Genomic DNA, 25,092 nt, shown 5'->3' on the forward strand with positions numbered 1-25,092 from the left:
ACCGGATCCACCGTGAGGTCAACTCGGCTGTGCTCCAACCCCGTTGCCCAGCGGGGGTGCGACACCAGCCCTGGGACGACACGTCCGGACCGGACCCCGACATAGTAGAGGGAACAACTGCCCGGGACTCACCGGACGCGCTGTTCCGGAGCGCTCTGGAGGTCTTCGTGCAGGTGCACGAGGAGCCAGTGGCCATCGGGACGGGCGCGTCGCAGGACCGCGGTGTTGCGGGCCAACTCCGGTGGAGCCGCACGGAATTCGACCCGCAGCCAGTAGCGGGCCACGGCCAGGTCCCCGAAGACGTCGACGACTTGGCCGTACGCCGTGAGGCCGGTCTCGGCCGGGCCGTCGTCGGAGGTGGGGCGGGCGTCCCGGACGCGGTTCAACTCCGTTCTGCCGCAGATGAGTTCGGGGGTCGCCGAGTCCCAGATGGTGGCCTCCGGATCGAGGAAGGCGTCGATGCGCGCACGGTCACCCGCGGTGTAGCCGTCATACATGCCCGTGATCACCGTCCACACCTCGGCCAGGTCGGCGGGAGCGCCACCCGGTCGGGCGCCGTGGTCGGCTGCGGGAGGGACGGAACGGGGCGGTGGAGCGGTCATAGAGGTTCCTTGGGTGGGGTGTTCGTGCCGGATCAAGGGAGGACGACGAGGTCCCGGGGTGTGCGGTTGAGGCGCTCGCCGCCCTCCTCGGTGCAGATCACGATGTCCTCGATCCGCGCTCCGTACCGGCCGGGCAGGTAGATGCCGGGTTCTACGGAGAAGGCCATGCCCGGTGCGAGCGGGAGCGGGTTGCCGGTCACGATGTAGGGCTCCTCGTGGGTCTCCAGGCCGATGCCGTGTCCGGTGCGGTGGATGAAGTGCGGCCCGTATCCGGCGTCGGTGATGAAGTCCCGGCCGACGGCGTCGAGTTGACCGGCGGTGATACCCGGCCGTACGGCGTCCGTCTGGGCGCGTTGGGCGCTCAGCAGCACGTCGTACAGCCTGCGGAAGTCGGCGGGCGGCTCGCCCACCGTGTACACCCGGGTGGAGTCGGAGCAGTAGCCGTCCGGGGTCGTACCGCCGATGTCGACCACCACCGGGTCGCCGGGGCGGATCGTGCGGTCGGAGAGTTCGTGGTGCGGGCTGGCGCTGTTCGGGCCGGAGCCGACGATGACGAAGTCGACCCGGACGTGCCCCTCGGCGATGATCGCGTCCGCGATGTCCCGGCCGACCTCGCGTTCGGTACGGCCGGCCCGCAGCCACTCCCCCAAACGGCCGTGCACCCGGTCGATGGCCGCACCGGCCCGGCGCAGGGCGGACGCTTCCTGCGGGGTCTTGCGCATCCGCAGCCCGTTCAGCACCTCTCCGGCCAACTCCTGGCGGACGTCCGGGAGTTGGGTGCGGAAGGCGATGGTCTTCTCCGCCCACATGCGGTTGTCGACGCCGACGCGGGCGGTGTGGGCGGGCAGCCGGGCCGCGACGAGGGCGTAGGGGTCGTCGGTCTCGTCCCAACCGGTGATCTCGATGCCGAGGTCTCCGGCCGGGGACGCCCGGGCGGCGAGTTCCTCCAGGGCCGGGACGAGGAGGAAAGGGTCGCTGTCGGTCGGCAGGACCAGGCAGGTGAGCCGCTCCAGCGGCAGGGCGTCGTAGCCGGTCAGGTAGCGCAGGTCGGCGCCGGGCGAGATCAGCAGGGCGTCGAGACCGGCTCGGGCCGTGGCCTGCCGGGCGCGGTGGAGGCGGTCGGCCGGGTACAGGTCCGCGAGCGGTTCGGCGGGGTGGGCGTCTTGAGGCATCGGGGCGTCGGGCATCGGCTCTCCGTGAAGTGGTGTGCGGGTGGGGGCGCTGTTCCCCGGTGGACCGTCCGGCCCCGCTCAGGCGGCGTACAGCCGGCAGGCCACGCCCCCGGCGATCAACTGCGGCTCCTCGCGGTCGCAGCCGTCGAAGGCCTGGGGACAGCGCGGGTGGAAGCGGCAGCCGCTCGGCGGGTCGGCGGGATCGGGTACGTCGCCGGGGAGTTCGGCGGGCAGCACCCCCGCCCCGTCGGGTTTCGGTACGGCGGCCAGCAGTGCCCGGGTGTAGGGGTGGCGCGGGTCGGCCCAGACCTCGGCGGTGGGGCCGGTCTCCACGATCCGGCCGAGGTACATCACGGCGATCCGGTCCGCGATCAGCCGTACGACGGACAGGTCGTGGCTGATGAACAGCAGCCCGGCGCCCGACTCGACGGCCAACGATCGCATCAGCGTGGCTACTTGGAGCTGCGCGGAGGCGTCGAGCGCGGAGATCGGTTCGTCGCCGACGAGGAGACGGGGGCGGGCGCCGAGTGCGCGGGCGATGGCGATGCGCTGGCGTTGGCCGCCGGAGAACTCCTGCGGATAGCGCTCGGCGGCACTCGCCGGCAGCCCGACCCGGGTCAACAGGTCCTCCGGGGTGGTGAGTTCGGCCGCCGACTCGCCTCGCCCTGCCGCCGTACGGATGCCGTCGGCGATCTGCGAACCCACCCGGCGCCGGGGATTGAGGGAGCCGTACGGATCCTGGAAGACCATCTGGATGCCGGTCAGGGCAAGTTCGCGGCGGCGCACCCGCAACGGCCGTACCGGCGTGCCGTCGTAGGTGATCCGGCCCTCCGCCAATGCGGTGAGGCCGCAGACCGCGCGGGCCAGTGTCGACTTGCCGCAGCCCGACTCGCCCACCAGGCCCACGACTTCGCCGGCCCGTACCTGGAGGCTGACCCCGGCGACGGCGCGGGTGGGCGGTGCGCCCGGCCGGTGGTACTGGACGACGAGGTCGTCGACCGAGAGGAGGGGGGCCGTCGGGTCGGGGGTCATACGGTGCTCCTTCCGGGGAGCGCGTCCAGGAGCTGACGGGTGTACTCGTGCTGCGGCTCGGTAAGGACCCGGCCCCGTGGACCCGTCTCGACGACCAGGCCGTGGCGCATCACGCTCACCTCGTCGGCGATCGCGGACATCACGCCCAGGTCGTGGGTGACGAGGAGGACGGCGAGACCGAGGTCGTCACAGAGGCCGCGCAGCAGCCGCAACACACCTGCCTGGACGGTCACGTCGAGGGCGGTGGTCGGTTCGTCGGCGATCAGGACCTTCGGCTCGCAGGCCAGCGCGATGGCGATGGCGATGCGCTGGCGCATGCCGCCGGAGAACTGGTGCGGGTAACGGCCCAGCGCCTCACGGGGGTTGGGGATGCGGACCTGGGTCAGCAGATCGACCGCCCTTTCCTTGGCCGCCTTCCGGTTCAGCTTCAGGTGGTGGCGCAGATGGTCGGTGAGCTGGTGTCCGATGCTGAGCATGGGGTGCAGGCTGGTGGACGGGTCCTGGAACACCATGCTCACCGATCGCCCACGCAGCACCGCGAGTTGACGGGGCGTCAGGGTCAGCAGGTCGGTGCCCTCCAGCTCGATCCGGCCGCCGGTGCGGGCGCCCGGCGGCAGCAGGCCGAGGGTGGCGAGACCGGTCATGGTCTTGCCCGAACCGCTCTCCCCCGCGAGCCCGTGGATACGGCCGGGCTGGAGCGCGAGGTCGACGCCGCCGAGGATGCGGGCGCCGCCCAGGTCGAGGGTGAGGCCGCTGATCCTCAGTACGTCCACGGTGTCGCCGTCGGTCATCCCACACGCTCCTTCTCCGCGCCGATCGTGCGGGCGGTGCCCGGGTCGAGGGCGTCCCGGAGGGTGTCGCCGAGGAAGTTGAAGGCGAGGACGACGGTGAGGATGGCCAGGCCCGGGAAGACCCCGATCCACCACTTGTCGAACTGCTGCGTACCGTCCGCCACCATCGCGCCCCACTCGGCGGTCGGCGGCTTGGCACCGAGCCCGAGGAAGGACAGCCCGGACAGCAGCAGCGTCGCGGTGCCGATGTCGAGGGTGGCCAGGACGAGCAGCGGCCCGAGGACGTTGGGCAGGATGTCCACGCGCAGCGACCGCCAGGCGGAGAAGCCCAACAGCCGTCCGCTGAGCACGAATTCACGGTTCCTGAGGCCCATCACCAGACCCCGGGTGACGCGGGCGTACGACGGCCAGGACACGACCAGGACGGCCAGTACCGCGTTCTGCAGACTGGCGCCGAGCGCGGCGGCGACCACCATCGCCAGGATGACGGTCGGGAAGGCGAACACCAGGTCCGCGATCCGCATCACGGTCTCGTCCACCCAGCGTCCGAAGAACCCGGCGCAGGCCCCGAGCACCCCGCCGACCAGCAGCGACATGGCCACCAGCAGGAGCGCCAGCGGGATGGAGACCCGGGCGCCGTACAGCACCCGGCTGAGCACATCCCGGCCCAACTCGTCGGTGCCGAACCAGTGTCCGGCGCCGGGGCCGGTCAGCCGGGGCAGGTTCTGGGCGAGGGGGTCGTGCGGGGCGAGCAGCGGGGCGGCGACCACGATCACCAGCCAGATCAGCGCGACCAGACCGCCCGTCACCGCGAGCGGTCTACGCCAGGCGGGCGGCAGCCGTCGTAGGAGACTGAACTTCACTGGACCCTCACCCTCGGGTCGATCACGCCGTACAGGACGTCCACGGCGAGGTTGACGGTCAGGTAGACGAGGCCGACGACCAGGCCGACGCCCATGACCGCCGGGAGGTCGAGGGTGGTCGCGCTGCGGTAGGCGTAGGCGCCGAGGCCTGGCCAGGCGAAGATCGACTCGACCAGGACGGTGCCCGAGAGGAGGGCGCCGAAGGCCAGTCCGGCGACCGTGATGACGGGGACGAGGGCTGCCCGGAGGACGTACTGGAAGAGGACCGTGCGGGCGGGCAGGCCCTTGGCTCGGGCCGCGCGGACGTAGTCCTGGTTGAGGACCTCCAGGACGGCGGAGCGGGTGAAGCGGGTGAGGAGTCCGACCGTGTAGGCCGTCAACACCAGTGCGGGGAGGGCGAGATGGCCCACCGCGCTCCAGAACACCGGCCACTGGCCGGCGAGTGCCGCGTCGACCGTGTACAGGCCCGTGACGTGGGGCGGGGCAGTCATGCCGGGGTCGAGGCGGCCACTGCCCGGGGCCCAGCCGAGGCGGTAGAAGAAGATGTAGAAGGCGAGCAGCGCCAGCCAGAAGGTGGGTACCGAGACGCCCAACAGGCTGATGACGCGCAGAAGTTGGTCGGTGAGGCGGTCCCGGTGCAGCGCCGCCACGACGCCGAACGCCACGCCCACGATCAGGGAGACCACGATCGCGGCGCCGGCGAGTTCCAAGGTGGCGGGGACGGCCGTGGACAGGTCGGTGAGGACCGACTGGTGGCTCTGCTGGGACTCGCCGAGGTCGCCGTGGAGGAGGTTGCCGAGGTAGGTGACGTACTGGACCGGCAGCGGCTTGTCGAGGCCGTAGTGGTGGCGGAACTGGGCGACGATCGCCGGGTCGCCGATCGCCCGCTGACCGAGGTTCGCCGCCGCCGGGTCGCCCGGGACCAGGTTGGTGAGGACGAACGTCACCAGGGTCACGCCGAGGGCGAGCAGGATCGCGGTGGCGGTACGGCGGAGGAGGAAACGGGCGAGGGGGTGACGGGCGAGGAGACGACGGCGGCCGGGGAGGGGGCGGGCGGTGACGAGACGGTCGCCGTCGCCGCTGCCCGCACCCTCGCCGCCCTCAACGCCCGCGCCCTTCCCGCCCGTTCCCTTACTTGGTGCCCAGCGCGGCGACATCGATCGTCCATACGGGGTTGTAGGCGACGCCGGTCACGGACGCGGCGGAGACGGTGTTCCGGCTGGGCTGCATCAGCGGGATGAACGGGCCGTCGGTGTTCATCTTCGTCTGGATCTGCTCGTACAGCGTCTTGCGGGTGTCGTCGCCGATCGTCGTCGCCGCCTTGTCGCCGAGCGCGGTGAGGGTGGGGTCGGCGCCGGCCTTCCAGCCCGCGCGCAGACCGACGAGATTGCCGGGCAGGAAGGTCAGGTAGTCGCTGGGGTCCGGGTAGTCCGGGCCCCAGTACCAGAGGCCCAACTGCTCTTTGCCGTTGCGGTAGTTGTCGAGTTCCGTGGTGGTCGGCGCGGGGGCGAGCGTGACGGTGATGCCGACCTCCTTCAGCTGGGCCTGGACCCGTTCGGCGAGCGTCTGGAGGGACAGTCCGTCGACAGTCAGGTCACTGGCGTAGCCGAGGGTGACAGACGGCTTGGCGATACCGCTCGCCTGGAGCGCGGCCTTCGCTCCGGCGAGGTCGCGGCCGGTGGCCTCGGAGGCGGGCAGCGCGCCGAGGAAGGTCGACGGGATGATCCCGGCGGGCTGGACGGAGCCGGTACCGGCGAGTGACAGCAGGCTCTTGTAGTCGATGCCCTTGCGCACCGCCTCCGCGAACTTCGCGTTGGCCGTCGTACTGCTGACCTTGGTGTTCCGGTTGAGCAGCAGGAAGATCACGTCCGACGACGCCCCGCTGTCCACCTTGAGTCCGCCGCCGAGGCCGCTGACCTGATCGGAGGTGAGGTCGAGGGCGATCTGACTGTCGCCGCGCTGGACGTTCAGCTTCTGGGTGGGGGCCTGGACGTTGCGCAGGACGATCTTGTCGTAGGTCGGCTTGTCCGAGCCGGTGTACTTGGGGTTCTTGGTCAGGACGACCTGGGTGTTCGTGTTGAACGAGGTGAGCGTGTACGGGCCGGAGCCGGCCGACGCGGTGTTGAGGTACTTCTCCGCCCCGTCCGTCGAGGTCGCCGAGCCGCCGTGGGCCTGGACCGTCTTCGCGCTGAGGATGCCGAGCGCGGGGTTGGGGAGGATGAAGGGCAGCGCCGGGTTCGCCTTCTTCGAGGTCAGGGTGACGGTGGAGGCGTCCGTCTTGGTGACCGTGACGCCGTCGAGCAGGAACGACGGGTTGCCCTTGAGCGCGATCACCCGGTTCAGCGAGAAGACGACATCGTCGGCGGTGACCGCGCTGCCGTCCGCGAACTTCGCGCCCGCGCGCAGGTGCAGGGTAAGCGTCTTGCCGTCCGCGGAATGCTCGTACGAGGAGGCGAGGCCCGGCACCGGCTTGGTGACGTCGGAGCCCTTGAAGGAGAGCAGCGTCTCGTACAGCGCCTTGTCCACGATCTGCCCGGTCGGCTCGAACTCACGGCCCGGGTCGGCGGTCTTCAGATTGAACGACGTGTCGACGACCAGGGTCTTGCCGGCCGAGGATCCGGAGGCGCTCGTACCGCCGGAGCAGGCGCTCAGGGCGAGCGCCGCGACCGCGACGAGAGGGAGTGCCACCGGGTACGACCCGGCAGTGAATCTGGGCATGCGTGCCTCCGTGAGCAGGGCGGAGCGTGGCGGAGCGGAAGAAGGCCGTACGGGTGTGGGCGGATGCCGAGAGGGGACCTGGACGATTCGCCGTTAGGGTTGGCTGAAACTAACCAGGACTCTCGGTGCACTGGACCAACGCGAGACGAAATGCAACGGATGGGCGCGAACATGGAAGATCTGTCGACCCCGGAGACCTCGGGCGAGCGCCGCTCTGGACGGATCGGCATCGGTCTTGCCCTGGATTCGGTGCATTTCAAGATTCTCGACGTGCTGCGCACCCAGGGCCGCATCTCCGTCGCGGCGCTCGCGGAACGTGTCGGCGTCTCCCGCGCGAACGCCTACGCCCGTCTCGAAGCGCTCCGCGCCGACGGCGTGATCAACGGCTTCAGTGCTCGCGTCGATCACAACCGGGTCGGTCTGGAGATCTGCGCCCTGATCTTCGTCACGGTCCGCCAGGAGCTGTGGAAGCAGTTCCGCACGGCGCTCGCCCAGATGCCGGAGGTGGAGTACTGCGCCGTCACCACCGGCGAGCACGACGCCATGATCCAGATCCGGGTGGCCGACGTCACCGCCGTCCACCGCCTGGTCACCGACCGGCTGTCCACCATCCCGGCGGTCCGCGCGACCGAGACCGTGATCATCCTCGACGAGGTGCTCCGCCGCCCCTACGTTCTGCCGACCACGTCCCGCTCCACGGAATCCGCGGCCGGCAACCCCCAAGACGCCCCCGGAACAAGCCAGTTCGGGATGACCCGGTTCATCCGGGCCGCCGAGGGACGGGCCGATCTGCAACGCGCTTCCGAGCCGGAGGACTGACAGGGGCGGCGAACGGTTTCCCGTCGGGGCTACGGAAGGGCGCCCCGCCGTGTGAGGCGGTGGGCGCGATCTCCGAGGCCGGAGCCCGCCCCACCGAACACCGAAGCATGGCTCTACGACCGGAGCGCGAGGCTCTACAGGCCCCCACAAGGACCTATTGACATGCCCATGCCCTCCTGCTGGACTAGACCACATTGCCGGACGGCCTGATCATGGGCGCCGCCGTCACACCGGCACCGGCGTCAACACCGGCACCCCATCCGATCAGGCCCCGCCCAGAGCGCTCCTGACCAGAGCGCTCACACAGGACCGCCGGGCCGCCGAGCGCGGTCCCGCGGAGGGGAGACCGTATGCGCGCACGCGCTCACCGCCACCGCTTAGTCAGCGTCCTGACCGTCACACTACTCAGCACGGCCCTGTCCGTAGCCGGATCCCCGGCACACGCGGATCAGCGCACCGAACAGAACCGACCCGACCGGATCGCCCAACAGATCACCGACGGGCTCCAGTTGGCGCAGAGAGGCGCGGCAAGCCCGGGCGGGCTGAACTTCGATCCGTCGCTGGCCCTACTGCCGACTGGGGCCCGGGGGAAGGTCAACTTCCTTCAGGCCGACGTGGATCGAGGGGCCCGCGGCAAACTCCGGGCCGCACAGCGGAACTTGGCCGGACTCGCCGCCGCGACGCCGTACACCGAGAAGGAAGCCGTCGGCACCCTCGGCGCCAACGACACCGTGCCGACTGCCGAACGCATCGCCGGTTTCGGCACCGGCGCCCGGCAGAACTCCGCGGTCGCCATCGCCGGGGATCTCGCCGACGACCCCAACATCCCTACGCTGCCCGCCGGTTCGGAGGACAACGGGTCCATCCCGCTGGCCTTCGACACCGGCGTGTCCGGCGCACGGCAGGCCGTCAGGACGACCGGGGTCATCGGCGACGGACCGCACGGCAGCGCCGGTGACGGTCACGGGGACTTCGACTTCTACAAGGTCTCCGGAGTGCCGAGCGGTGTGCCCCTCACCATCGACGTGGTCGCCCAGGGCGACTTCAACGCGATCGCGCGGCTCTACGACGCGAACGGCGGCACGGTGTTCTGGGCCGACGACCCGTCGAGTGGAAACGTTTCCGTGAGCCTGGCGCTGCCCACCACCGGGGACTACTACCTGATGGTGGCCGGGTCCGGCCCGAACATCGGCTCGCCCACCGACCCGAACGACCCCGCCAGTGGCACCGGTGCGGGCTCCGAGGGCGCGTACAGCCTCAAGCTCTCCACCCAGCAGGGCGGGGACCAGGACGTCTACGGCGTCGATCTGAAGGCCGGTGACGTCGTCGGGGCCACGGTCACCGGCAGCGGACACCACCTGTCCTTCTACGACGCCGTCGGCACGGAGCTGATGGGCTCCACCCTTGACGCGAGCGGGAGTTACGCCTCGGCGTCGCCGCTGCCCGGCGGGGGCAACGCCACGGTCGACCTCGTGGCGCCACGCGCCGGCCGGTACTACCTGGCCGTGAGCAACGGCGTCGGCGCCTACCGTGCCGAGCTGGAGGCCTATCGCCCGGGCACCGAGGTGGAGCGCAAGGGCACGGTCCAGACGCTGTTCCTCGACTTCGACGGCGCTCGTGTCAACACGTCGATCTTCGGCTCCGGCGGGGCGCAGCACGACCTGTCACCGCTGTCGGCGTTCCTGCCCGGCTGGGGGCTCGGCCCAGCCGACGAGAACAAGGTCATCGACGCCGTCGTAGCCTCGGTGAAGGAGAACATCGCCACCGACCTGGCCAAGAAGGGCACCGACCCGCACTTCGCCGTCAGAGTCCTCAACAGCCGTGACAATCCTGACTCGTTCGGCCGGCCCGACGTCAGCAGAGTCGTCGTCGGCGGCACCATCGCCGAGTCCGGCATCCCGACCATCGGCATCTCGTCCTCGATCGACCCCGGCAACTACGGCCACGAGGACACCGCGCTCGTCCTGCTCGACCTGCTGAGCGCGGCGGCGCCGAACCCGAACTCACTCAACTCGTACCTGGGACCGCAGAGCGACAAGATCGGCTTCATCGGCCGGGGGCTCGGCAACATCATCACGCACGAGATCGGGCACTACTCGGGCAACTGGCACACCGACCAGTTCGACGACACCGCGAACCTGATGGACCAGGGCGGCAACATCGCCCAGATGCTCGGCATCGGGGCGGACGGGATCGGCGGTACGGCGGACGACGTGGACGTCGACTTCACCACCGACTCGTACACCCCGCAGGAGCCGTTCACCGGTTTCGAGGACACCCTGAACACGACCGCCTGGGGGTACAGCCGCGGGCTCGGCTGAGCACCCGCACGAAGGCCTCCTCGCCCACCCCTCCGAGGGCGGGCGAGGAGGCCGCGCCGCGTTCGGCCCGGGGCATTGTCAGTGGTGGGAGGCAGGATGGGAGTCATGACAACTCCTGCAGCTGTGATCGTGGATGCCGCCGCCTACGCGCAGGCGGTCGAGGACGCGGTGAAGGCGTCGGCCGCCTATTACGCCGCCGGTACCTCCGCGCTGGACGACGACTCCTACGACCGGCTGGTGCGCGGTATCGCCGCGTGGGAGGCCGAGAATCCCGACCGGGTGCTGCCCGACTCCCCGACCGGGAAGGTGGCCGGCGGCGCGGTCGAGGGCGATGTCCCGCACACGGTGGCGATGCTGAGCCTGGACAACGTGTTCTCTCCGGAGGAGTTCACCACCTGGACCGCGTCGGTGGCCCGAAGAATCGACCACGAGGTCACGCGGTTCAGCGTGGAGCCGAAGCTGGACGGCCTGGCGATCGCCGCCCGCTACACGCGCGGACGCCTGACCCGGCTCATCACCCGGGGCGACGGCACGGCCGGGGAGGACGTCTCCCACGCGATCGGCACCATCGAGGGCCTGCCGCAGGAGCTGGCCGAGCCGGTCACCGTCGAGGTGCGGGGCGAAGTCCTCATGACCACCGCCCAGTTCGAGCACGGCAACGAGGTCCGCACCGCACACGGCGGCCAGCCCTTCGCCAACCCGCGCGGCGCCTCCGCGGGCACCCTGCGCGCCAAGGAGCGCGCCTACACGGTGCCGATGACGTTCTTCGGCTACGGCCTGCTGCCCCTCCCGGAGACCGAGGCCGAGCTCGCGGCACGGCTGCCCGAGCTCGCGCACAGCGAGCTGATGACCCAGGCCGCGGCCTACGGGTTCAACACCACGGCCACCACCGCCGTGCCCGGCATCACCACGGACACTGTCGAGGAGGTGCTGGCCCGGGTGCAGGAGATCGCCGCGCTGCGGGCCCAACTGCCGTTCGGGATCGACGGGATCGTCATCAAGGCCGACCTGGCCGCCGACCAGCGGGCCGCCGGGTCGGGGACGCGGGCCCCGCGCTGGGCGATCGCCTACAAGCTGCCCGCCGTGGAGAAGATCACCCGGCTGCTGGAGGTGGAGTGGAACGTGGGCCGCACCGGCATCATCGCCCCGCGCGCGGTCCTGGAGCCGGTCGAGATCGACGGCGCCACCATCACCTACGCCACGCTCCACAACCCGGGCGACATCACTCGCCGCGATCTGCGCCTGGGCGACCATGTCATGGTGCACCGCGCGGGCGACGTGATCCCCCGCATCGAGGCCCCGGTCGCGCATCTGCGCACCGGCGAGGAACAGCCCATCGTGTTCCCCGAGGTGTGCCCGCGCTGCGGTTCCGGCATCGACACCAGCGAACTGCGCTGGCGCTGCGAACAGGGCCGCAACTGCCACCTGGTCGCCGCCCTGTCCTACGCCACGGGCCGCGACCAGCTCGACATCGAGGGCCTGGGCCACACCCGCGTCGTCCAGCTCGTCGACGCCGGTCTGGTCGCCGATCTCGCCGACCTGTTCGCCCTCACCCGCGAGCAGCTCCTGGACCTGGAGCGGATGGGCGAGACCAGCACCGACAACCTCCTCGCCGCGATCGACACGGCCAAAAGGCAGCCGTTGTCACGGGTGTTGTGCGCGCTCGGGGTGCGCGGCACCGGTCGCTCCATGTCCCGCCGTATCGCCCGCTACTTCGCGACCATGGACGAGATCCGTGCCGCCGACGCGGAATCGATGCAGCGGGTCGACGGCATCGGCACCGAGAAGGCCCCCTCGATCGTCGCCGAACTGGTCGAACTCGCCCCGCTGATCGACAAGCTCGCCGCCGCCGGGGTCAACATGACCGAGCCGGGTGCGACCCCGCCCGCGCCCGTGACGGACGACGCCGCTGCCGACGGTACGGAAGCCGAGGCTACGGCCGACGACGGGCCGCTGGCCGGGATGACGGTGGTCGTCACCGGCGCGATGACCGGCCCCCTGGAGAAACTCAGCCGCAACCAGATGAACGAGCTCGTCGAGCGCGCCGGTGGCCGTTCCTCCTCCAGCGTCTCCAAGAAGACCACCCTGGTCGTGGCCGGCGAGAACGCGGGATCGAAGCGAGCCAAGGCCGAGACCCTCGGTATCCGCCTCGCCACGCCCGACGAGTTCGCGGCCCTGATCGCGGAGTACCTCAACTGAGGCTCTGCGTAAGGGGGGTTCCGCGCGGGGGAAGGCGTCCCGCATGGAGTGTTCCGCAGCTCACAGTCCCCGAAGGGACATGAGCGGGAACAACTGGGCCGGGTCGCCCGTTCATGTGTACGTGGCTGCGGAGGGGACAGTGTCCCCGGGCCTCACCTATAGCCCATGGGGACGATCGTCCGGCTGAAGCCCCATGGAGCCCCTCGCCGAGAGGCGACCGCCCTCCGCACGCCACCCTGTACGGCCCCGGCTGGTCTCCCCCGTCCAGCCGGGGTCTTCTTTCACTCCCAGGAGCGACCTCGCGCACTCCGCGACCGGGGCAGAATGAACGCCACACAGCCGCTGCGGATGGGGAGTTCATGGACACGCGTACGTTCGACGCGTTGACGGAGTCGATGAAGAACGCGTACGTCGCGGGTCTCAGCGAGGGCGCCGTGCCCCGCCCGGTCATCATGCCGCTGGTGCGCGGCGAGTTGGTCGGCCTGATCTGGCTGCGCCCGGTCAAGTCCGGCGAGGACGCGCTCACGGCGATCGCGTCGCTGTCGAACATCGCCGCGGCGGCGAACGCGGACGAGATCGTGCTCGCCTGGGAGACCCAGGACGTGGCCACCACCTGCGAACTCCCCGCCGACGACCCGTCCCCTTGCCTCAACATGGTGCACGCCACGAAGGACGGCCACACGCTCCACCAGTTCCCGTACACCGAGGACCCGGCCTCGGCCGAACCGCGCTGGCAGCCGTCCCCGGCTCCCCAGCCCGACGGCAAGCTGCTGCCGCCCGTCCAGGCCGCGGTCGACTACGCCTTCACTCCCCTCGAACTGGACCATCCGTCCCCGTTCGGCGTCACGGTCGTCCTGATGGAAGAGGACGGGTACAGCCTGCGCCTGACCGAGGCGTTCGCCTTCTGACTCGGTTGCTTCCCCGTCCCCAACCTTCGGCTAATCACAGATTGCCGTTAAAGAAACGACACAGTTCACGGAACAGCGGCTCCTCACGCCCGCCCCGGGCCTACGCTGTGCCCGTGACCAGTGTTGACGTCGCCCCCGGAACCGCCGCCGAGAGCGGGCCCGAGCCGCGCACCCAGTCCCTGATGCTGACCTTCTTCGGCGTTCACGTGCTGGGGCGGCCGGTCGCTGTGTCGTCGGGCAGTGTGATCACCGCTCTCGGGCGAGTGGGGAGCACCGAGGAAGCGGTACGGACCACCCTGAACCGGATGGTCAAACGCGATCTGCTGGAGCGCCGCCGCCAGGGCCGGAAGACGTACTTCGCACTGACGCCGCACGCCGTGCAGGTGCTGACGGACGGCAAGGACCGTATCTGGCAGACCGGCGCGGTGAACCGGAACTGGGACGGACGTTGGACGATGGTGGGCTTCTCGCTGCCCGAGGCGTGGAGCCGTGAACGGCACGACCTGCGCTCCCGTCTGATCTGGGCGGGCTTCGGCCTGCTGCAGAACGGCCTGTGGGTGGCGCCGGCGCCGGTCGACGTCCGCGAGATGGTGGCCGGGCTCGGCCTGGAGCCGTATCTGCGGGTGTTCCGCGCGGAGGTGGAGTCGCCGACCGACGTCCGCGAGGTGCTGGAGCAGGCCTTCGACGTGCCGGCCATCGGCGCCCGGTACCGCGCGTTCCTGGACCGCTGGGACCGCACCGACCCCCTGCCCGCGGCGACCTCCGGCGACGACCTCGCGGGTCAACTCCTGCTGCACACCGACTGGTTGGATCTCGTACGACGGGACCCGCATCTGCCCGCCGAGCACCTCCCCGGAGACTGGCCCGCCGCGCAGGCGGAGACCGTGTTCCGCGGCCTGGCCAGCCGCTGGGAGCGCCCGGCGGCGCGCGCGGCCGCACGTCTGCTGGACACCTTGACGCTGGACTGATCCACCGGCACGGACCCGCTCGCGTCCGCGCCAGGCCCTCGCACGTCCCCACACGGACTCCGCACGTCCCCGCGCGGACCCGTCTGCCTCAATATTGGTCACTCTCTTGACGGCCATGAAAAAAGAGCCCTACATTCGCACCGCTCTTCCAACTCGCACGACCAGATCGCCCGCCCGGCACGCACCTCCGACTCGCACGTCCAGCACGCTCCCCCACTCGGTCCCCATTCGACTCGCGGAGCCGCCGCCATGTCCCGACCTCGTCTCTCGACCCTCGCCGCCGCCTGCGCGACCGCCCTCGCGACCGCCCTGATCGGCCCTGCGGCCGGCGCCCACGCCACCACCGCCGGCCACTACACCGGCACACTGACCGACGGCGCGACCTGGATCGCGGACACACCCGAGCAGTGGAACGGCACCCTGCTGCTGTTCAGCCACGGCTACGGCCCGACCACCGCCGCCGACGCCCCGTCCCCCGCCGCGAGCCAGGCCCTGCTGAACGCCGGTTACGCCCTCGTCGGCTCCTCCTACGACCCGAACGGCTCGATGTGGGCGCTCGATTCGGCCGAGCGGGACCAGTTCGCCGCGCTCACCGCCTTCCGTCGGCAGGTCGGCACACCCACCCGGGTCATCTCGGTGGGTCAGTCCATGGGCGGCCTCGTCAACGCGCGGATCGCCCGCGACGGCGCCGGCCGCGTCGACGGCGCGCTCGGCCTGTGCGGCCTGGTCGCGGGCGGTGTCGATCTGGGCAACTACCAGTTGGACGCCGAGTACACCCTGGCCACGTTCTTCGACCCCGCCGACGCCGATACCCTGGTGAACCTCGACAACCAGGCCGACGGCGCGGCTCTCGCCGCCCGGCTCACGACGGCCGTGCAGACGGCGCAGCTGACTCCGGCGGGCCGGGCCCGGATCGCCCTGGCCGCCGCCTACCTCAATCTGGCCGACTGGGCCCCGGGCCAACTCCCGCCCGCCCGCGGCGACTTCGCGGCCCAGGAGCAGCAGCAGTACGCATGGCTGGCGCAGGGCCTGCTCAGTTTCATCATCCCGGCACGCTGGTCGGTGGAGCAGTCGGCCGGCGGCAACACGTCCTGGAACAAGGGCGTCGACTACGCCGGGCTGCTGCACAAGTCCGCCCACGTCAAGCAGGTCGAGGCGCTCTACCGCGACGCGGGCCTCAACCTCCGTACCGACCTGAACCTGCTCACCCGGGGCGCGGACATCACCGCCGACCCGGCCGCCGTAGCCCGTCTGGAGCGAACCTCGACCGCCGGACAGGCACTGGCCGTTCCGCTCCTGGACCTCCACACCACCGCCGACCAACTGGTGCCTGTGGAACAGGAGTCGGCGTTCGCCGGGCGGGTGCGCGCGGCCGGGGACGCCCAACTCCTGCGCCAGGCCTACGTGGCCCGCCAGAGCCACTGCAACTTCACCACCGCCGAAGTGGTCGCCGGTCTGCACGCCGTGGAACACCGGTTGGACACCCGGCACTGGGGCGACTCCGCCACCGCCGCTCAACTCCAGCGCAGCGCCGACGAGTTGGGCCTCGACGGCGCCGCCTTCACCGACTACCGGCCGAGCCGCCTGACCGGCACCCGCTGATCCCGAACCGTTTCTCGCCCCAATTCCACCGGCCCTCTCCCCGTCCCCAGCCCGCGCGTCCCAGGAGCCCTCCGTGTCAATGACGACCGAACCCTCCACCAGAACAGCCACCGGCCCCGGCCTCACGACCGGCACCCTGGTCGCCGGTCTTCTCGCCGTCTGTCTGGCCCAGATCGGCCTGGCGATACCGGCCACGCTGAACGGGCTGTTCCAGTCCGACCTGCACCCGGTGGGCTCCCAACTCACCTGGATCTCCGACGCGTTCCTGCTCCCGGTCGCCGTCCTGGAGCTGACCTTCGGCCTGCTCGGCGACCTCTTCGGCCGCAAGCGGCTGCTGGTCGGCGGCGCCGCGCTGCTGGCGGTCGGCGAGTTGACCAGCGCCACCGCCTCCGGCGTCCACCAGCTCTGGGCCGGGCAGGCGCTGGCGGGCCTCGGCGCCGCCGCCCTGTTCCCGACCTCGCTGGCCATCCTGGCCGCCGGCACCACCTCACCCGCACAGCGCGCCCGGGTCATCGCGATGTGGGCGGCCCTGCTCTCCACCGGCGGATTCCTCGCCCCGCTGCTCGGCGGCGTCACCGCCACCTACGGTTCGTGGCGCTGGTCCTTCGTCGTGGTCACCGCCGTCGCCGTGGCGAGCGTCGCGGTCAGCGCCCTGTTCGTGGTCAACTCCAGCGCGCCGGAGGGCCGTTCACTCGACATAGCGGGCCAAGTGACCATCGGCCTGGGCCTGTTCGCCCTCCTCTACGCCATCATCCAGGGCCCTACGGACGGCTGGGCCTCGCCCTCGATCGTCATCGCCTTCGTCCTGGCGGCCGTGTTCCTCGCCGGCTTCGTCCTGGCCGAGAAGCGCGCCAAGTCCCCACTCCTGCGCCTGGATCTGTTCGGCAACCGCGCCTTTGCGGTGGCCTCAGTCGTGGCCGTGGTGGGCATGTTCGCCTTCCTGGGCACCGCCTACTCCGTCAGCATCCGGCTCGGCCCGGTGCAGGACCAGGCCCCGATGCGGACGGGCCTCGCCTTCGTCCTGCTCAACGGCATCACGCTGGCCATGCTGCCGGTGACGGAACGGCTGCTGCGCACGGTCGCACCGGGTCTACTCCTGGGCTCGGGGCTGCTGTTGATCGCGGCGGGCGACTACTTGGCGGCCACGCTGCCGATCACCGACACCGCCTTCACCTCGCTGATCGTGCCGCTCGGTCTGGTCGGCCTGGGCTTCTCGGTCACCGTCACCTCGATCACGGCGACGGCCGTCAACACCGTGCCGACCCACCTGGCCGGCATGGCGAGCGCCACCACCAACCTGCTCCGCGACTTCGGCTTCACCCTCGGCCCGGCCGTCATCGGCGCCGTCGCCCTCAGCCGCGCGGCCACCAGTTTCTCCGACTCCCTGCACGACTCCGCCCTGCCCCAGGCCCTGAAGGGCGCGGGCACGGCCGTACTCGAAGAAGGCGGTCCGCTCGCGGTGAACGGCGCCTCGGAGGCCTCGCCGAAGCTCGCCGACCTGCATCCGCTCGCCATGGACGCCCTCGGCCACGGCTACTCGATCGGCTTCGTGGTCTGCGGTACGGCGGCACTGTGCTCGGCGCTGCTGGCGCTCGTCACACTGCGCGGGCGGGCCACTTCGGATGGCGATGCAGCCGCACACGACGCTGCCGCCGCACGTGACGCTTCCGCGGCGGAGTCGTAGTCCAGTAAGGGAGGAGTCTTAGTCCAGTAGGAGCGAACTCCCCACGGGTCAACGGCTCTTGCGGACTCTCGCCGCCGCGCGGGCCTCCGCCGCCTTGCGGGCCTCGGCGGTCTTCCGGGTCTCCTTCCCCGCGCGGCCCGGGCGGGTGCCCATGCCGCGGAAGGGAGCGTTGCCGGTGCTGGTCTTCGTCTCGGTCGGCGGGCGTTTGGCGCCGGTGATGGCGGTCAGCTTCTCCTCGCCCGAGCGGACCTGGGTGATGATCGGGCGGATACCGGCGTCGGACATCATCCGGTTCACGTCGCGCCGCTGGTTGGGAGTGACCAGGGTGACCACGCTCCCGGACTCGCCGGCGCGTGCCGTACGCCCGCTGCGGTGCAGGTAGTCCTTGGCGTCGGCCGGCGGGTCGACGTTGACGACGAGGTCGAGGGCGTCGATGTGGATGCCCCTGGCGGCGACGTTCGTGGCCACCAGGACGGTGATCTCGCCGTCCTTGAACTGGCCGAGCGTGTGCGTGCGTTGGGGCTGCGACTTGCCACTGTGCAGGGCGGACGCGCGGACGCCGCTGGCCCGCAGGTGCCGGGTGAACTGGTCGACACCGGCCTTGGTGTCGAGGAACATCAGCACCCGGCCGTCGCGCGCGGCGATCTCGGTGGCCGTCGCGTACTTGTCGGCGGCGTGGATGTTCAGCACGTGGTGTTCCATCGTCGTGACCGAGCCCGAGGCCCGGTCGACCGACGCGTGCACCGGGTCGTGCAGGTGGTCCTTGACCAGCTGGTCGACGTCGCGGTCGAGCGTGGCCGAGAACAGCAGCCGCTGTCCGTCGGTGGGGATCTGCCCCAGGAGCTCCGAGACCTGCGGCAGGAACCCCAGGTCGCACATCTGGTCCGCCTCGTCCAGCACGGTGATCCGCACGTGGTTCAGGACGCAGTCCCGGCGGGACACCAGGTCGGTCAGCCGCCCCGGCGTCGCGACGAGCACCTCGACGCCGGTCCGCAGCTGCGCCTGCTGCCGGTTGATCGACAGCCCGCCGACCACCGTCGCCAGCCGTACGCCCATCGTCCGCGCGTACGGCTCCAGCGCGTCGCTGACCTGCTGGGCGAGCTCCCGGGTCGGCACCAGGACCAGGGCGAGCGGCCGCTTCGACTCCGCCCGCCGGCCGGCGAGCCGTACCAGCAGTGCCAGCCCGAAAGCGAGCGTCTTGCCGGAGCCGGTGCGCGCCCGGCCGAGCACATCGCGCCCGGCCAGCGCGTCGGGCAGGGTCGCCGCCTGGACCGGGAAGGGCTCCGTCACCCCGAGGCCGGTCATCGTCTCGACCAGCTCGGGCGGCAGCCCGAGCTGGTCGAAAGAAGCGGCCGGCGACTTCGCGTTCATGGGGAACCTTCCTCAGTCCTGTGCCCGCAACGGCACCGGGGCCCGTACCCCTCGGTACGGGCCCCGGCGGCGTCGAAGCGTGCTCCCATTTTACCAGCGCGGCTCCAGGACGCCCGCCGCCGCGGAGCATGTGCCGGATCGCGGTCGGGGAGGGCCTGCGCGCCAGTAGGCTGGGGCAGCTGCACCACCCCACCAACACCCGTTCCCTCAAAGGGAGATGGCCTGCAGCGGTCGATCCGTCTCATTGCGTGAGGATGAAGCAACAGGTGCTGATAGCGGGCCGGTACCGGCTGAACACGACCATCGGGCGCGGCGCGATGGGCGAGGTCTGGCAGGCGTACGACGAGATGGTCAGCAGACCGGTGGCCGTCAAGCTCCTGCACTCACAGAACTCCGAGCCCACCGCCACCGCCCGCTTCCGCCTGGAGGCCCAGACCGCGGGCCGGCTCAGCCACCCCCATGTGGTCGGCGTCCTCGACTTCGGCGAGCAGGAGGGCCGGCTGTTCCTGGTGATGGAACTGGTCCAGGGCGACAGCCTCGCCTACGTGCTCACCCAGGCGGGCTCCCTGCCGGCCGAGGAGGTCGCCCGTATCGCCGCCCAGTCGGCCGCCGGACTCGCCGCCGCACACCAACAGGGCATCGTGCACCGGGACATCAAGCCCGGCAACCTCCTCCTCGACGCCGACAGGTCGGTGAAGATAGGCGACTTCGGCATCGCGCAGTTCATGAACGATCCCAGTGGCGCGCTCACCGCGACCGGCCAGATCGTCGGAACCAGCCTGTACATCGCCCCCGAACGCGCCCTCGGCCAGCCTGCGGGACCGCCGTCCGACGTCTACTCGCTGGGCTGCGTCCTCTACCAACTCCTCACCGGACAGCCCCCGTTCAGGGCCAGCAGCCCCATCGCCGTCCTCCACCACCACCTCGACACGGCCCCCGTACCACCACGCGAACTCGGCGTCGGACTGCCGCCCGCCTTCGAGAACTATTTACTCAGTCTCCTCGCCAAGCGCCCCGAGGACCGTCCTACGGCGCACCAGGTGGCCGAGTGGTTCGCCTCCGGCGCCTGGAGAGGGCGTCCCGAGCCCCTGCCGGCAGCCGCGCCGCGCCCCGAGCCGGAGCCACGGGTGACCGCCGCCTGGGACGCAGCCGCGAAGCCCCGGACGAGCGCGGCTCCCAGCCCTGCCCCCAGCTCCGGCCCTGGCTCCGTGACCACGTACGCCTTCCCTTCCTCCGCCACCGTCGGCAGCACCGCTCCGGCCCACCGGACCCGGCGTCGGCAACGGACGGGAGGCCGCGCCGTCGCCGCAGGCCGGTCGAAGGCGGTGGGCACGGTCGCCGCCGTGCTGATCTTCCTCGGGGCGCTGCTGGTCGGGTTGGCCTGGTTCTCCCCCGACCACAGCTCGGCGGACACCTCACCGACGGATCCGCCCGGCAGCACGAGTCCCGCCACGGCCACGCCGTAGGCTCACGCCCCGCGCAGGCGGGCCTCCCGGCGGGTGTGCGAGCGGCGTCCGGTCAGGCGCCACAGGACGCGGGCGGGCAGGGGTGCCTTGGTGAGGAGTGTTTGCTGCTCCTCGGGGGTCGCCACTGCCATCAACGCGCTGAAGGCACGCAGCAGATGCTTCTTCTCGATCTTCGCCAGGCCGATCTCGCCGAGTTCCTCCCATTCGGCGACGGTCAGATGTTCGGCGGCCAGCGGCAGGATGGTGTTCTCCTCCTCGTCCATGTGCGCGGTCAACACCGCGCCCAGTTCGGTGAGTCGGTCCGCGACCTGCTCGCAGAGGGGCTGCCGGGGATCGGCGGCCAGTTGGTCCAGCGCGCCGGTCACCTGTGTGACCAACTCCTCCAGCCGGTGGTGCTGTTGCTCCATGCGCGCGATCGTCTCGGCCTGCCCGGCGGTCCGTGCCGCGAGCCGGGGCCAGAGGAGCTCGTCCTCGCTGACGTGGTGGGCTTCCAGTCCCATGAGCATGAACTGCACCGCTTCGACGACCAGTTCGGTCCGCGCGGTGTCGCCGGGCCGCAGTCCGCGTACCAACTCCGGTAGTTCCGCGCATGATTGGCGGAACGTGCGGTGCACGACCACCATGTCGTGGACGTCCGGCTTCAAGGTGACTACCTCAGACATGGTGCTCCCTAGCCCTTGCTCAGCTGGTCGTGGAAACGGTGTGCCAGGTCCGTCAGCTCTTCCGCGTTCCGCGCGGTCTGCTGGAGGTCGATGAGCACCTCGTCGGCCCCGGCCGCGTGCGCGGCGAGCAGGTAGTCCGATACCTGTACGACCGTTCCCCGGTGCGGCACGGCGTCGCTCGGTGCGTCCTCGGCCGTCACCGCGGGGTCCACCCGGACCACGGTGCGCAGGGCGTCGGGGTCACGTCCGGCCGCCTCCGCGAGCTGCCTGATCTGACTGATGACGTAGGCGAGTTGGGGCACCGGCAGCGCCACCCCGGCCCAGCCGTCCGCGCGCCGGCCGATGCGTTCCAGGGTGGCCGGGGTGAAGCCGCCCAGGAGCACCGGCGGGCGGGGGCGTTGCACGGGGAGCGTCCCGATGTACGCGCTCGGGATCGTCCACAGAGCGCCCTTGTGCTCGGCCGCCGAACCGGACCAGACGTGATCGAGGACGTCCAGGATCTCCTCCATCCGTGCCCCGCGCCCCCGCCACGGCACATCGATGGCCTCGTACTCGTCGGACGACCAGCCGAGTCCGAACCCGATGTCGAGCCGCCCCTCGCTGAGGATGTCGACGGATGTCAGTGACCGGGCCAGCAGGAGCGGGGAGTAGAAGGGCGCGTTCAGCGTGCTGGTCCCCAGGCGCATCCGCCGGGTGGCGTGGGCCAGGAAGGACAGGGTGGCGATGGGGTCCAGGAAGGTGCGGTACTCCTCCGGTACGGGGCCGCCGCCGGGATAGGGGTCGCGGGGCGCTGTCGGTACGAGGGCCCGGTCGCCCACCCACAGGCTGTCGTAGCCGATCGCTTCGACCGCGGTGGCGAACCCGGAAATCGTGGAAGGGGCGGTGAACGATCCGTACTGGGGAGCGCCCAGACCGATCTTGAGCGTGTCTGTCACTTGTTGGTCACCTGTTCGAGGAGATACCGAGGCAGCGGGAAGTCGTACGGATTCCCTACGGCTGCGGTGCGTTCTCGGATCACCGTTCCGGACACGGATCGACATTCGGTCGACGGCATGTGAACAGGCTCAGCGCTGCGCGGCTTCCCGTCGCAGGCTGTCGCTCACCTCGTACACATGCTGGGCCGCGGCGATGTTCACCTCGGCCCGGTCCGAGCTCAGCGCGGTGAACAGGCGGGCCACCTCCTGGAGGAAGTAGGCCGGGCTGTTGGGATCGTCCTCCGCGCCGGCGACGGCCTCCGACTCGGCGAAGAACCCGACGGCCTCCGCGGGCCGCCCCCGGTCGGCCAGTACGACCGACAGGAGCCGAGTGGACATGAAGAGCGTCACCCGGTCGTCGACGGCGCGGGCACGCCGGATCGCCTCGCGCAGATCGGTTTCCGCCGCTGTCATATCGCCGCGGATGAAGGCGAGCCAGGCCCGGATGTGCCGGGTCTGCGCCCGCAGCGCCGGGTCCTCGCCCAGGTCGGCCGCCGTGACCGCGTGGTCCGTGACGCGTTCCAGTTCCCGCTGATGCGCGGGTCCGGCGAACAGCCCGCTCGACGCGATCACCGACAGCGCGGCGACGACGCTCCGCACGGCGTCCGGGATGTCGCGCAGCACCCGGGAGAACACCGAGACCAGCAGCGTGTGCTCGGCCAGCAGCCAGCCACGCGCCTCCTCGGCGTCGGCGAACCGCGGTCCGGTCAGTGGCACGGAGAAGAGGTGGATGGCGAGCGAGCCGGCCTTCTCGGTCGCGTTCATGGCCTGGAACAGGGTGGCCTGGAGGAACGTCGTCAGCCGCACCAGCGCCGCCTCGCGCTCGGCGACGGGATCCTCGCGGTCGGCACGCCGGGCGGCGAACGCCCGTACCAGATCGTGGAATCGGTAGCGGTCGGCCGAATGCGGCTCCAGCAGACCGGCCTCCAGCAGCTGCTCCAGTTGCTCCTCGGTCTCCTGTTCAGGCTGGTCGAGCAGGACCGCCGCGACCGCGACCGGGAAGTCGGCGGCGTCGAGCAGCGCGCACAGGCGCATCGCCCGGGCCCGGTCGGGGGCGAGCGCCCGGTAGCCGACCTGGAAGGTGGCCTCCACCGACATGCCCCCGGCCCGCAACTCGTCGAGCTGGTGCTCCTCGGCGCGCAGCCGCAGCAACTGCGCACCGAGTCCGCGTCCGGGACGGGCCGCCGTACGGGCCCCGATGATGCGCAGCGCCAACGGCAACTGCCCGCAGGCGCTGACCAGTTCGAGGGCGAGTTCCGGGTCGGCGGCGATCTCGGCGTCGCCGGTGAAGCGGCCCAGCATGGCCACCGCCTCCTGCTGATCGGGCACCGGCACCTCGAACCGCGTCGCACCCGGCGGTACGAGCGACCGGCGCCGGGTCGTGATCAGCGCGGAGTTGCCGGGGGTGCCCGGGAGCAGCGGTGTCACCTGGGCGGTGTCGTAGGCGTTGTCCAGGAGCACCAGGATCCGGCGGTCGGCGGTCAGGGTGCGACAGGCGCCGGCGCGGGCGGTGGGCGTCGCGGGGATCTCGGCGGCGGGCATGCCGAGCGCGAGGAGGAAGTCGACCAACACGTCGGCGGGATCGGTGGGTTGGCCGCCGTCGCCCCGCAGGTCCACATAGAGCTGCCCGTCCGGATAGCCGCCGCGCAGGCCGTGGGCGATGCGCAGCGCGAGCGCGGTCTTCCCGACGCCGCCGATCCCGCTGAGCACCGCGAGCGCGACCGCTTCCCCGCTGGGCCGCAACGCGAGCCGGAGCCGCTCCCGATCGACGAAGTCGCCCGGCGCCGACGGGAGTTGCTGCGGGCGGGCGGCGGACGGGACCTCCTCGATCCGTGTGGTCGCGGACCGGTCGGTTTCGGGGGCGGCGCCTGATGCGACGGGTTGTCCCGCGCCGCCGGACAGGGTCGCGCTATCGCTTACGGCGGCTGCGGACGCCGTAGGACCGGTCGGGACAGTGGCGCCCAACGACGGCGCGGCACCGGCGAGTTGTCCCGCGGGGCGGGACTCTGCGGGGTCGGGCTCGGCGCCGGTGAGGATGCGGGACTGTAGTTCGCGCAGCTCCGGGCCCGGGTCCATGCCCAGTTCGGCCACCATGGTCTCGCGGGCCGCCAAGTAGACCGCCAGGGCCTCGGCCGTCCGCCCGGCGTGGTACAGCGCGCGCATGCGCAGGGCGTACAGGTCCTCCCGCAGCGGATGGTCGGCGATCAGCGAGGTCAGTTCCGTCGCGACGCGGGCGTGCTCGCCCAGTTCGTCGGCGCAACTCAGCCGCGCCACCAGGGCGTTCAGCCGAAGATCCACGAAGCGTCGGCGGTGTCGCCGGGCGTAGGGGCCGGGTACACCGGACAGCGGCTCACCCGACCAGAGCGCCAGCGCGGTGTCGAACGCGCGCAGGGCGGGGCCGGTCTGCCGGGCGGCGCGCAGTTCCTCGCCGTCGCGGACGAGTCGCTCGAAGCGCAGGGCGTCGACGGCCTGTTCCGGTATGGCGAGCTGGTATCCGCCCTGCGTGGTTTCCAGTCGGGAACGTTCCTCACCCAGGGAGAGGCGGATGCGATAGACGTACGTCTGCACGGAGCGCACCGCGTTGCCGGGCGGCTCTTCCCACAGGGCGTCGATGAGGTGGTCGAGGCCGCACTGGCGGCCTTCGCCGAGCAGCAGCCGGACCAGGACCGCACGCTGCAGGGGGCTGCCGAGATCCAGCACCCGCTCGCCATGGCGACCGCTCAGTGGCCCCAGCAGCCCGAACTCGTACCCTTCCACCGCTGTTGCCACGCACGGAGTCTATCGGGCACCGCTCGTGGCCCTGCCCGCCCGGGGATCCCAGGTCAGCCGCGGCGCAGCATCATGACGACGGCGACGATGACGATAATGACGACGACAGTACCCAGACCTATGTACACGGGCTTCTCTTTCTTCCGGGGAGCGGCACCTCTGGGTGCCGCG

Annotated in this window: 19 protein-coding genes; 8 read left to right on the forward strand and 11 right to left on the reverse strand. The window is 71.1% G+C overall.

Going from position 1 to position 25,092, the window contains the following annotated elements; translation table 11 throughout:
- Positions 1-128: 128 nt before the first annotated feature.
- The 7 genes from SPR02S_RS16380 to SPR02S_RS16410 all read right to left on the reverse strand — a co-directional run bounded on the left by SPR02S_RS16380 (position 129) and on the right by SPR02S_RS16410 (position 7,178).
- Positions 129-602, reverse strand: coding sequence for a Cif family virulence factor (locus tag SPR02S_RS16380; RefSeq protein WP_019058062.1), 474 nt, complete (start codon positions 600-602; stop codon positions 129-131).
- Positions 603-634: 32 nt separating this feature from the next.
- A complete protein-coding gene (locus tag SPR02S_RS16385; protein ID WP_019058063.1) occupies positions 635-1,789 on the reverse strand; it encodes a M24 family metallopeptidase in 1,155 nt (384 codons plus the stop codon).
- Between the two features lie 63 nt (positions 1,790-1,852).
- On the reverse strand, positions 1,853-2,806 hold the full coding sequence (locus SPR02S_RS16390) for an oligopeptide/dipeptide ABC transporter ATP-binding protein (protein WP_019058064.1): 954 nt from the start codon (positions 2,804-2,806) through the stop codon (positions 1,853-1,855).
- Positions 2,803-3,597 (reverse strand): ABC transporter ATP-binding protein, encoded by a 795-nt coding sequence (locus tag SPR02S_RS16395; RefSeq protein WP_019058065.1) that lies wholly within the window; start codon positions 3,595-3,597, stop codon positions 2,803-2,805. The genes SPR02S_RS16390 and SPR02S_RS16395 overlap by 4 nt, the downstream gene beginning before the upstream one ends.
- Positions 3,594-4,460: an ABC transporter permease gene (locus SPR02S_RS16400; protein ID WP_019058066.1), complete on the reverse strand. Its 867-nt coding sequence runs from the start codon at positions 4,458-4,460 to the stop codon at positions 3,594-3,596. Before SPR02S_RS16400 ends, SPR02S_RS16395 begins: the two co-directional genes overlap by 4 nt.
- On the reverse strand, positions 4,457-5,617 hold the full coding sequence (locus SPR02S_RS16405; protein WP_019058067.1) for an ABC transporter permease: 1,161 nt from the start codon (positions 5,615-5,617) through the stop codon (positions 4,457-4,459). The genes SPR02S_RS16400 and SPR02S_RS16405 overlap by 4 nt, the downstream gene beginning before the upstream one ends.
- Entirely contained in the window at positions 5,592-7,178 is a 1,587-nt protein-coding gene (locus SPR02S_RS16410) for an ABC transporter substrate-binding protein (RefSeq protein ID WP_019058068.1), read from the reverse strand. The genes SPR02S_RS16405 and SPR02S_RS16410 overlap by 26 nt, the downstream gene beginning before the upstream one ends.
- 171 nt (positions 7,179-7,349) lie before the next feature.
- Between SPR02S_RS16410 and SPR02S_RS55800 the strand changes: the two genes are divergently transcribed.
- From SPR02S_RS55800 to SPR02S_RS55805, 7 genes are all read left to right on the forward strand, one after another.
- The gene (locus SPR02S_RS55800; protein ID WP_052346995.1) at positions 7,350-7,997 is read left to right on the forward strand and encodes an Lrp/AsnC family transcriptional regulator; all 648 of its coding nucleotides are present in this window, start codon (positions 7,350-7,352) and stop codon (positions 7,995-7,997) included.
- 350 nt (positions 7,998-8,347) lie between these two features.
- Positions 8,348-10,318 carry a PPC domain-containing protein gene (locus SPR02S_RS16420; protein ID WP_019058070.1) on the forward strand — a complete coding sequence of 657 codons (1,971 nt, stop codon included), beginning with the start codon at positions 8,348-8,350 and terminating at the stop codon, positions 10,316-10,318.
- Between the two features lie 96 nt (positions 10,319-10,414).
- A complete protein-coding gene (gene ligA, locus SPR02S_RS16425) occupies positions 10,415-12,517 on the forward strand; it encodes an NAD-dependent DNA ligase LigA (protein ID WP_078622913.1) in 2,103 nt (700 codons plus the stop codon).
- 359 nt (positions 12,518-12,876) lie between these two features.
- A complete protein-coding gene (locus SPR02S_RS16430; protein WP_019058072.1) occupies positions 12,877-13,425 on the forward strand; it encodes a hypothetical protein in 549 nt (182 codons plus the stop codon).
- A 107-nt stretch (positions 13,426-13,532) separates the two neighbouring features.
- Positions 13,533-14,393 carry a PaaX family transcriptional regulator gene (locus SPR02S_RS16435; protein WP_019058073.1) on the forward strand — a complete coding sequence of 287 codons (861 nt, stop codon included), beginning with the start codon at positions 13,533-13,535 and terminating at the stop codon, positions 14,391-14,393.
- Between the two features lie 249 nt (positions 14,394-14,642).
- Positions 14,643-15,995: an alpha/beta fold hydrolase gene (locus SPR02S_RS16440; RefSeq protein ID WP_019058074.1), complete on the forward strand. Its 1,353-nt coding sequence runs from the start codon at positions 14,643-14,645 to the stop codon at positions 15,993-15,995.
- A 79-nt stretch (positions 15,996-16,074) separates the two neighbouring features.
- Positions 16,075-17,679: an MFS transporter gene (locus tag SPR02S_RS55805; protein ID WP_019058075.1), complete on the forward strand. Its 1,605-nt coding sequence runs from the start codon at positions 16,075-16,077 to the stop codon at positions 17,677-17,679.
- Positions 17,680-17,727: 48 nt separating this feature from the next.
- On the opposite strand, the gene SPR02S_RS16450 is transcribed toward SPR02S_RS55805, so the two are convergent.
- Positions 17,728-19,050, reverse strand: a complete 1,323-nt coding sequence (locus SPR02S_RS16450) for a DEAD/DEAH box helicase (protein ID WP_019058076.1) — start codon at positions 19,048-19,050, stop codon at positions 17,728-17,730.
- Positions 19,051-19,316: 266 nt separating this feature from the next.
- On the opposite strand from SPR02S_RS16450, the gene SPR02S_RS16455 reads away from it, so the two are divergent.
- On the forward strand, positions 19,317-20,516 hold the full coding sequence (locus tag SPR02S_RS16455; protein ID WP_019058077.1) for a serine/threonine-protein kinase: 1,200 nt from the start codon (positions 19,317-19,319) through the stop codon (positions 20,514-20,516).
- Positions 20,517-20,518: 2 nt separating this feature from the next.
- Here the strand turns inward: SPR02S_RS16455 and SPR02S_RS16460 are convergent, their stop codons facing one another.
- The 3 genes from SPR02S_RS16460 to SPR02S_RS16470 all read right to left on the reverse strand — a co-directional run bounded on the left by SPR02S_RS16460 (position 20,519) and on the right by SPR02S_RS16470 (position 24,921).
- A complete protein-coding gene (locus SPR02S_RS16460) occupies positions 20,519-21,178 on the reverse strand; it encodes a hemerythrin domain-containing protein (protein ID WP_019058078.1) in 660 nt (219 codons plus the stop codon).
- 8 nt (positions 21,179-21,186) lie between these two features.
- Positions 21,187-22,113: a TIGR03619 family F420-dependent LLM class oxidoreductase gene (locus SPR02S_RS16465; RefSeq protein ID WP_019058079.1), complete on the reverse strand. Its 927-nt coding sequence runs from the start codon at positions 22,111-22,113 to the stop codon at positions 21,187-21,189.
- Positions 22,114-22,242: 129 nt separating this feature from the next.
- Entirely contained in the window at positions 22,243-24,921 is a 2,679-nt protein-coding gene (locus SPR02S_RS16470) for an AfsR/SARP family transcriptional regulator (protein ID WP_245607568.1), read from the reverse strand.
- Positions 24,922-25,092: the final 171 nt, after the last annotated feature.

The sequence above is a fragment of the Streptomyces prunicolor NBRC 13075 genome, assembly GCF_000367365.1.
Classification (GTDB): Bacteria; Actinomycetota; Actinomycetes; order Streptomycetales; family Streptomycetaceae; genus Streptomyces; species Streptomyces prunicolor.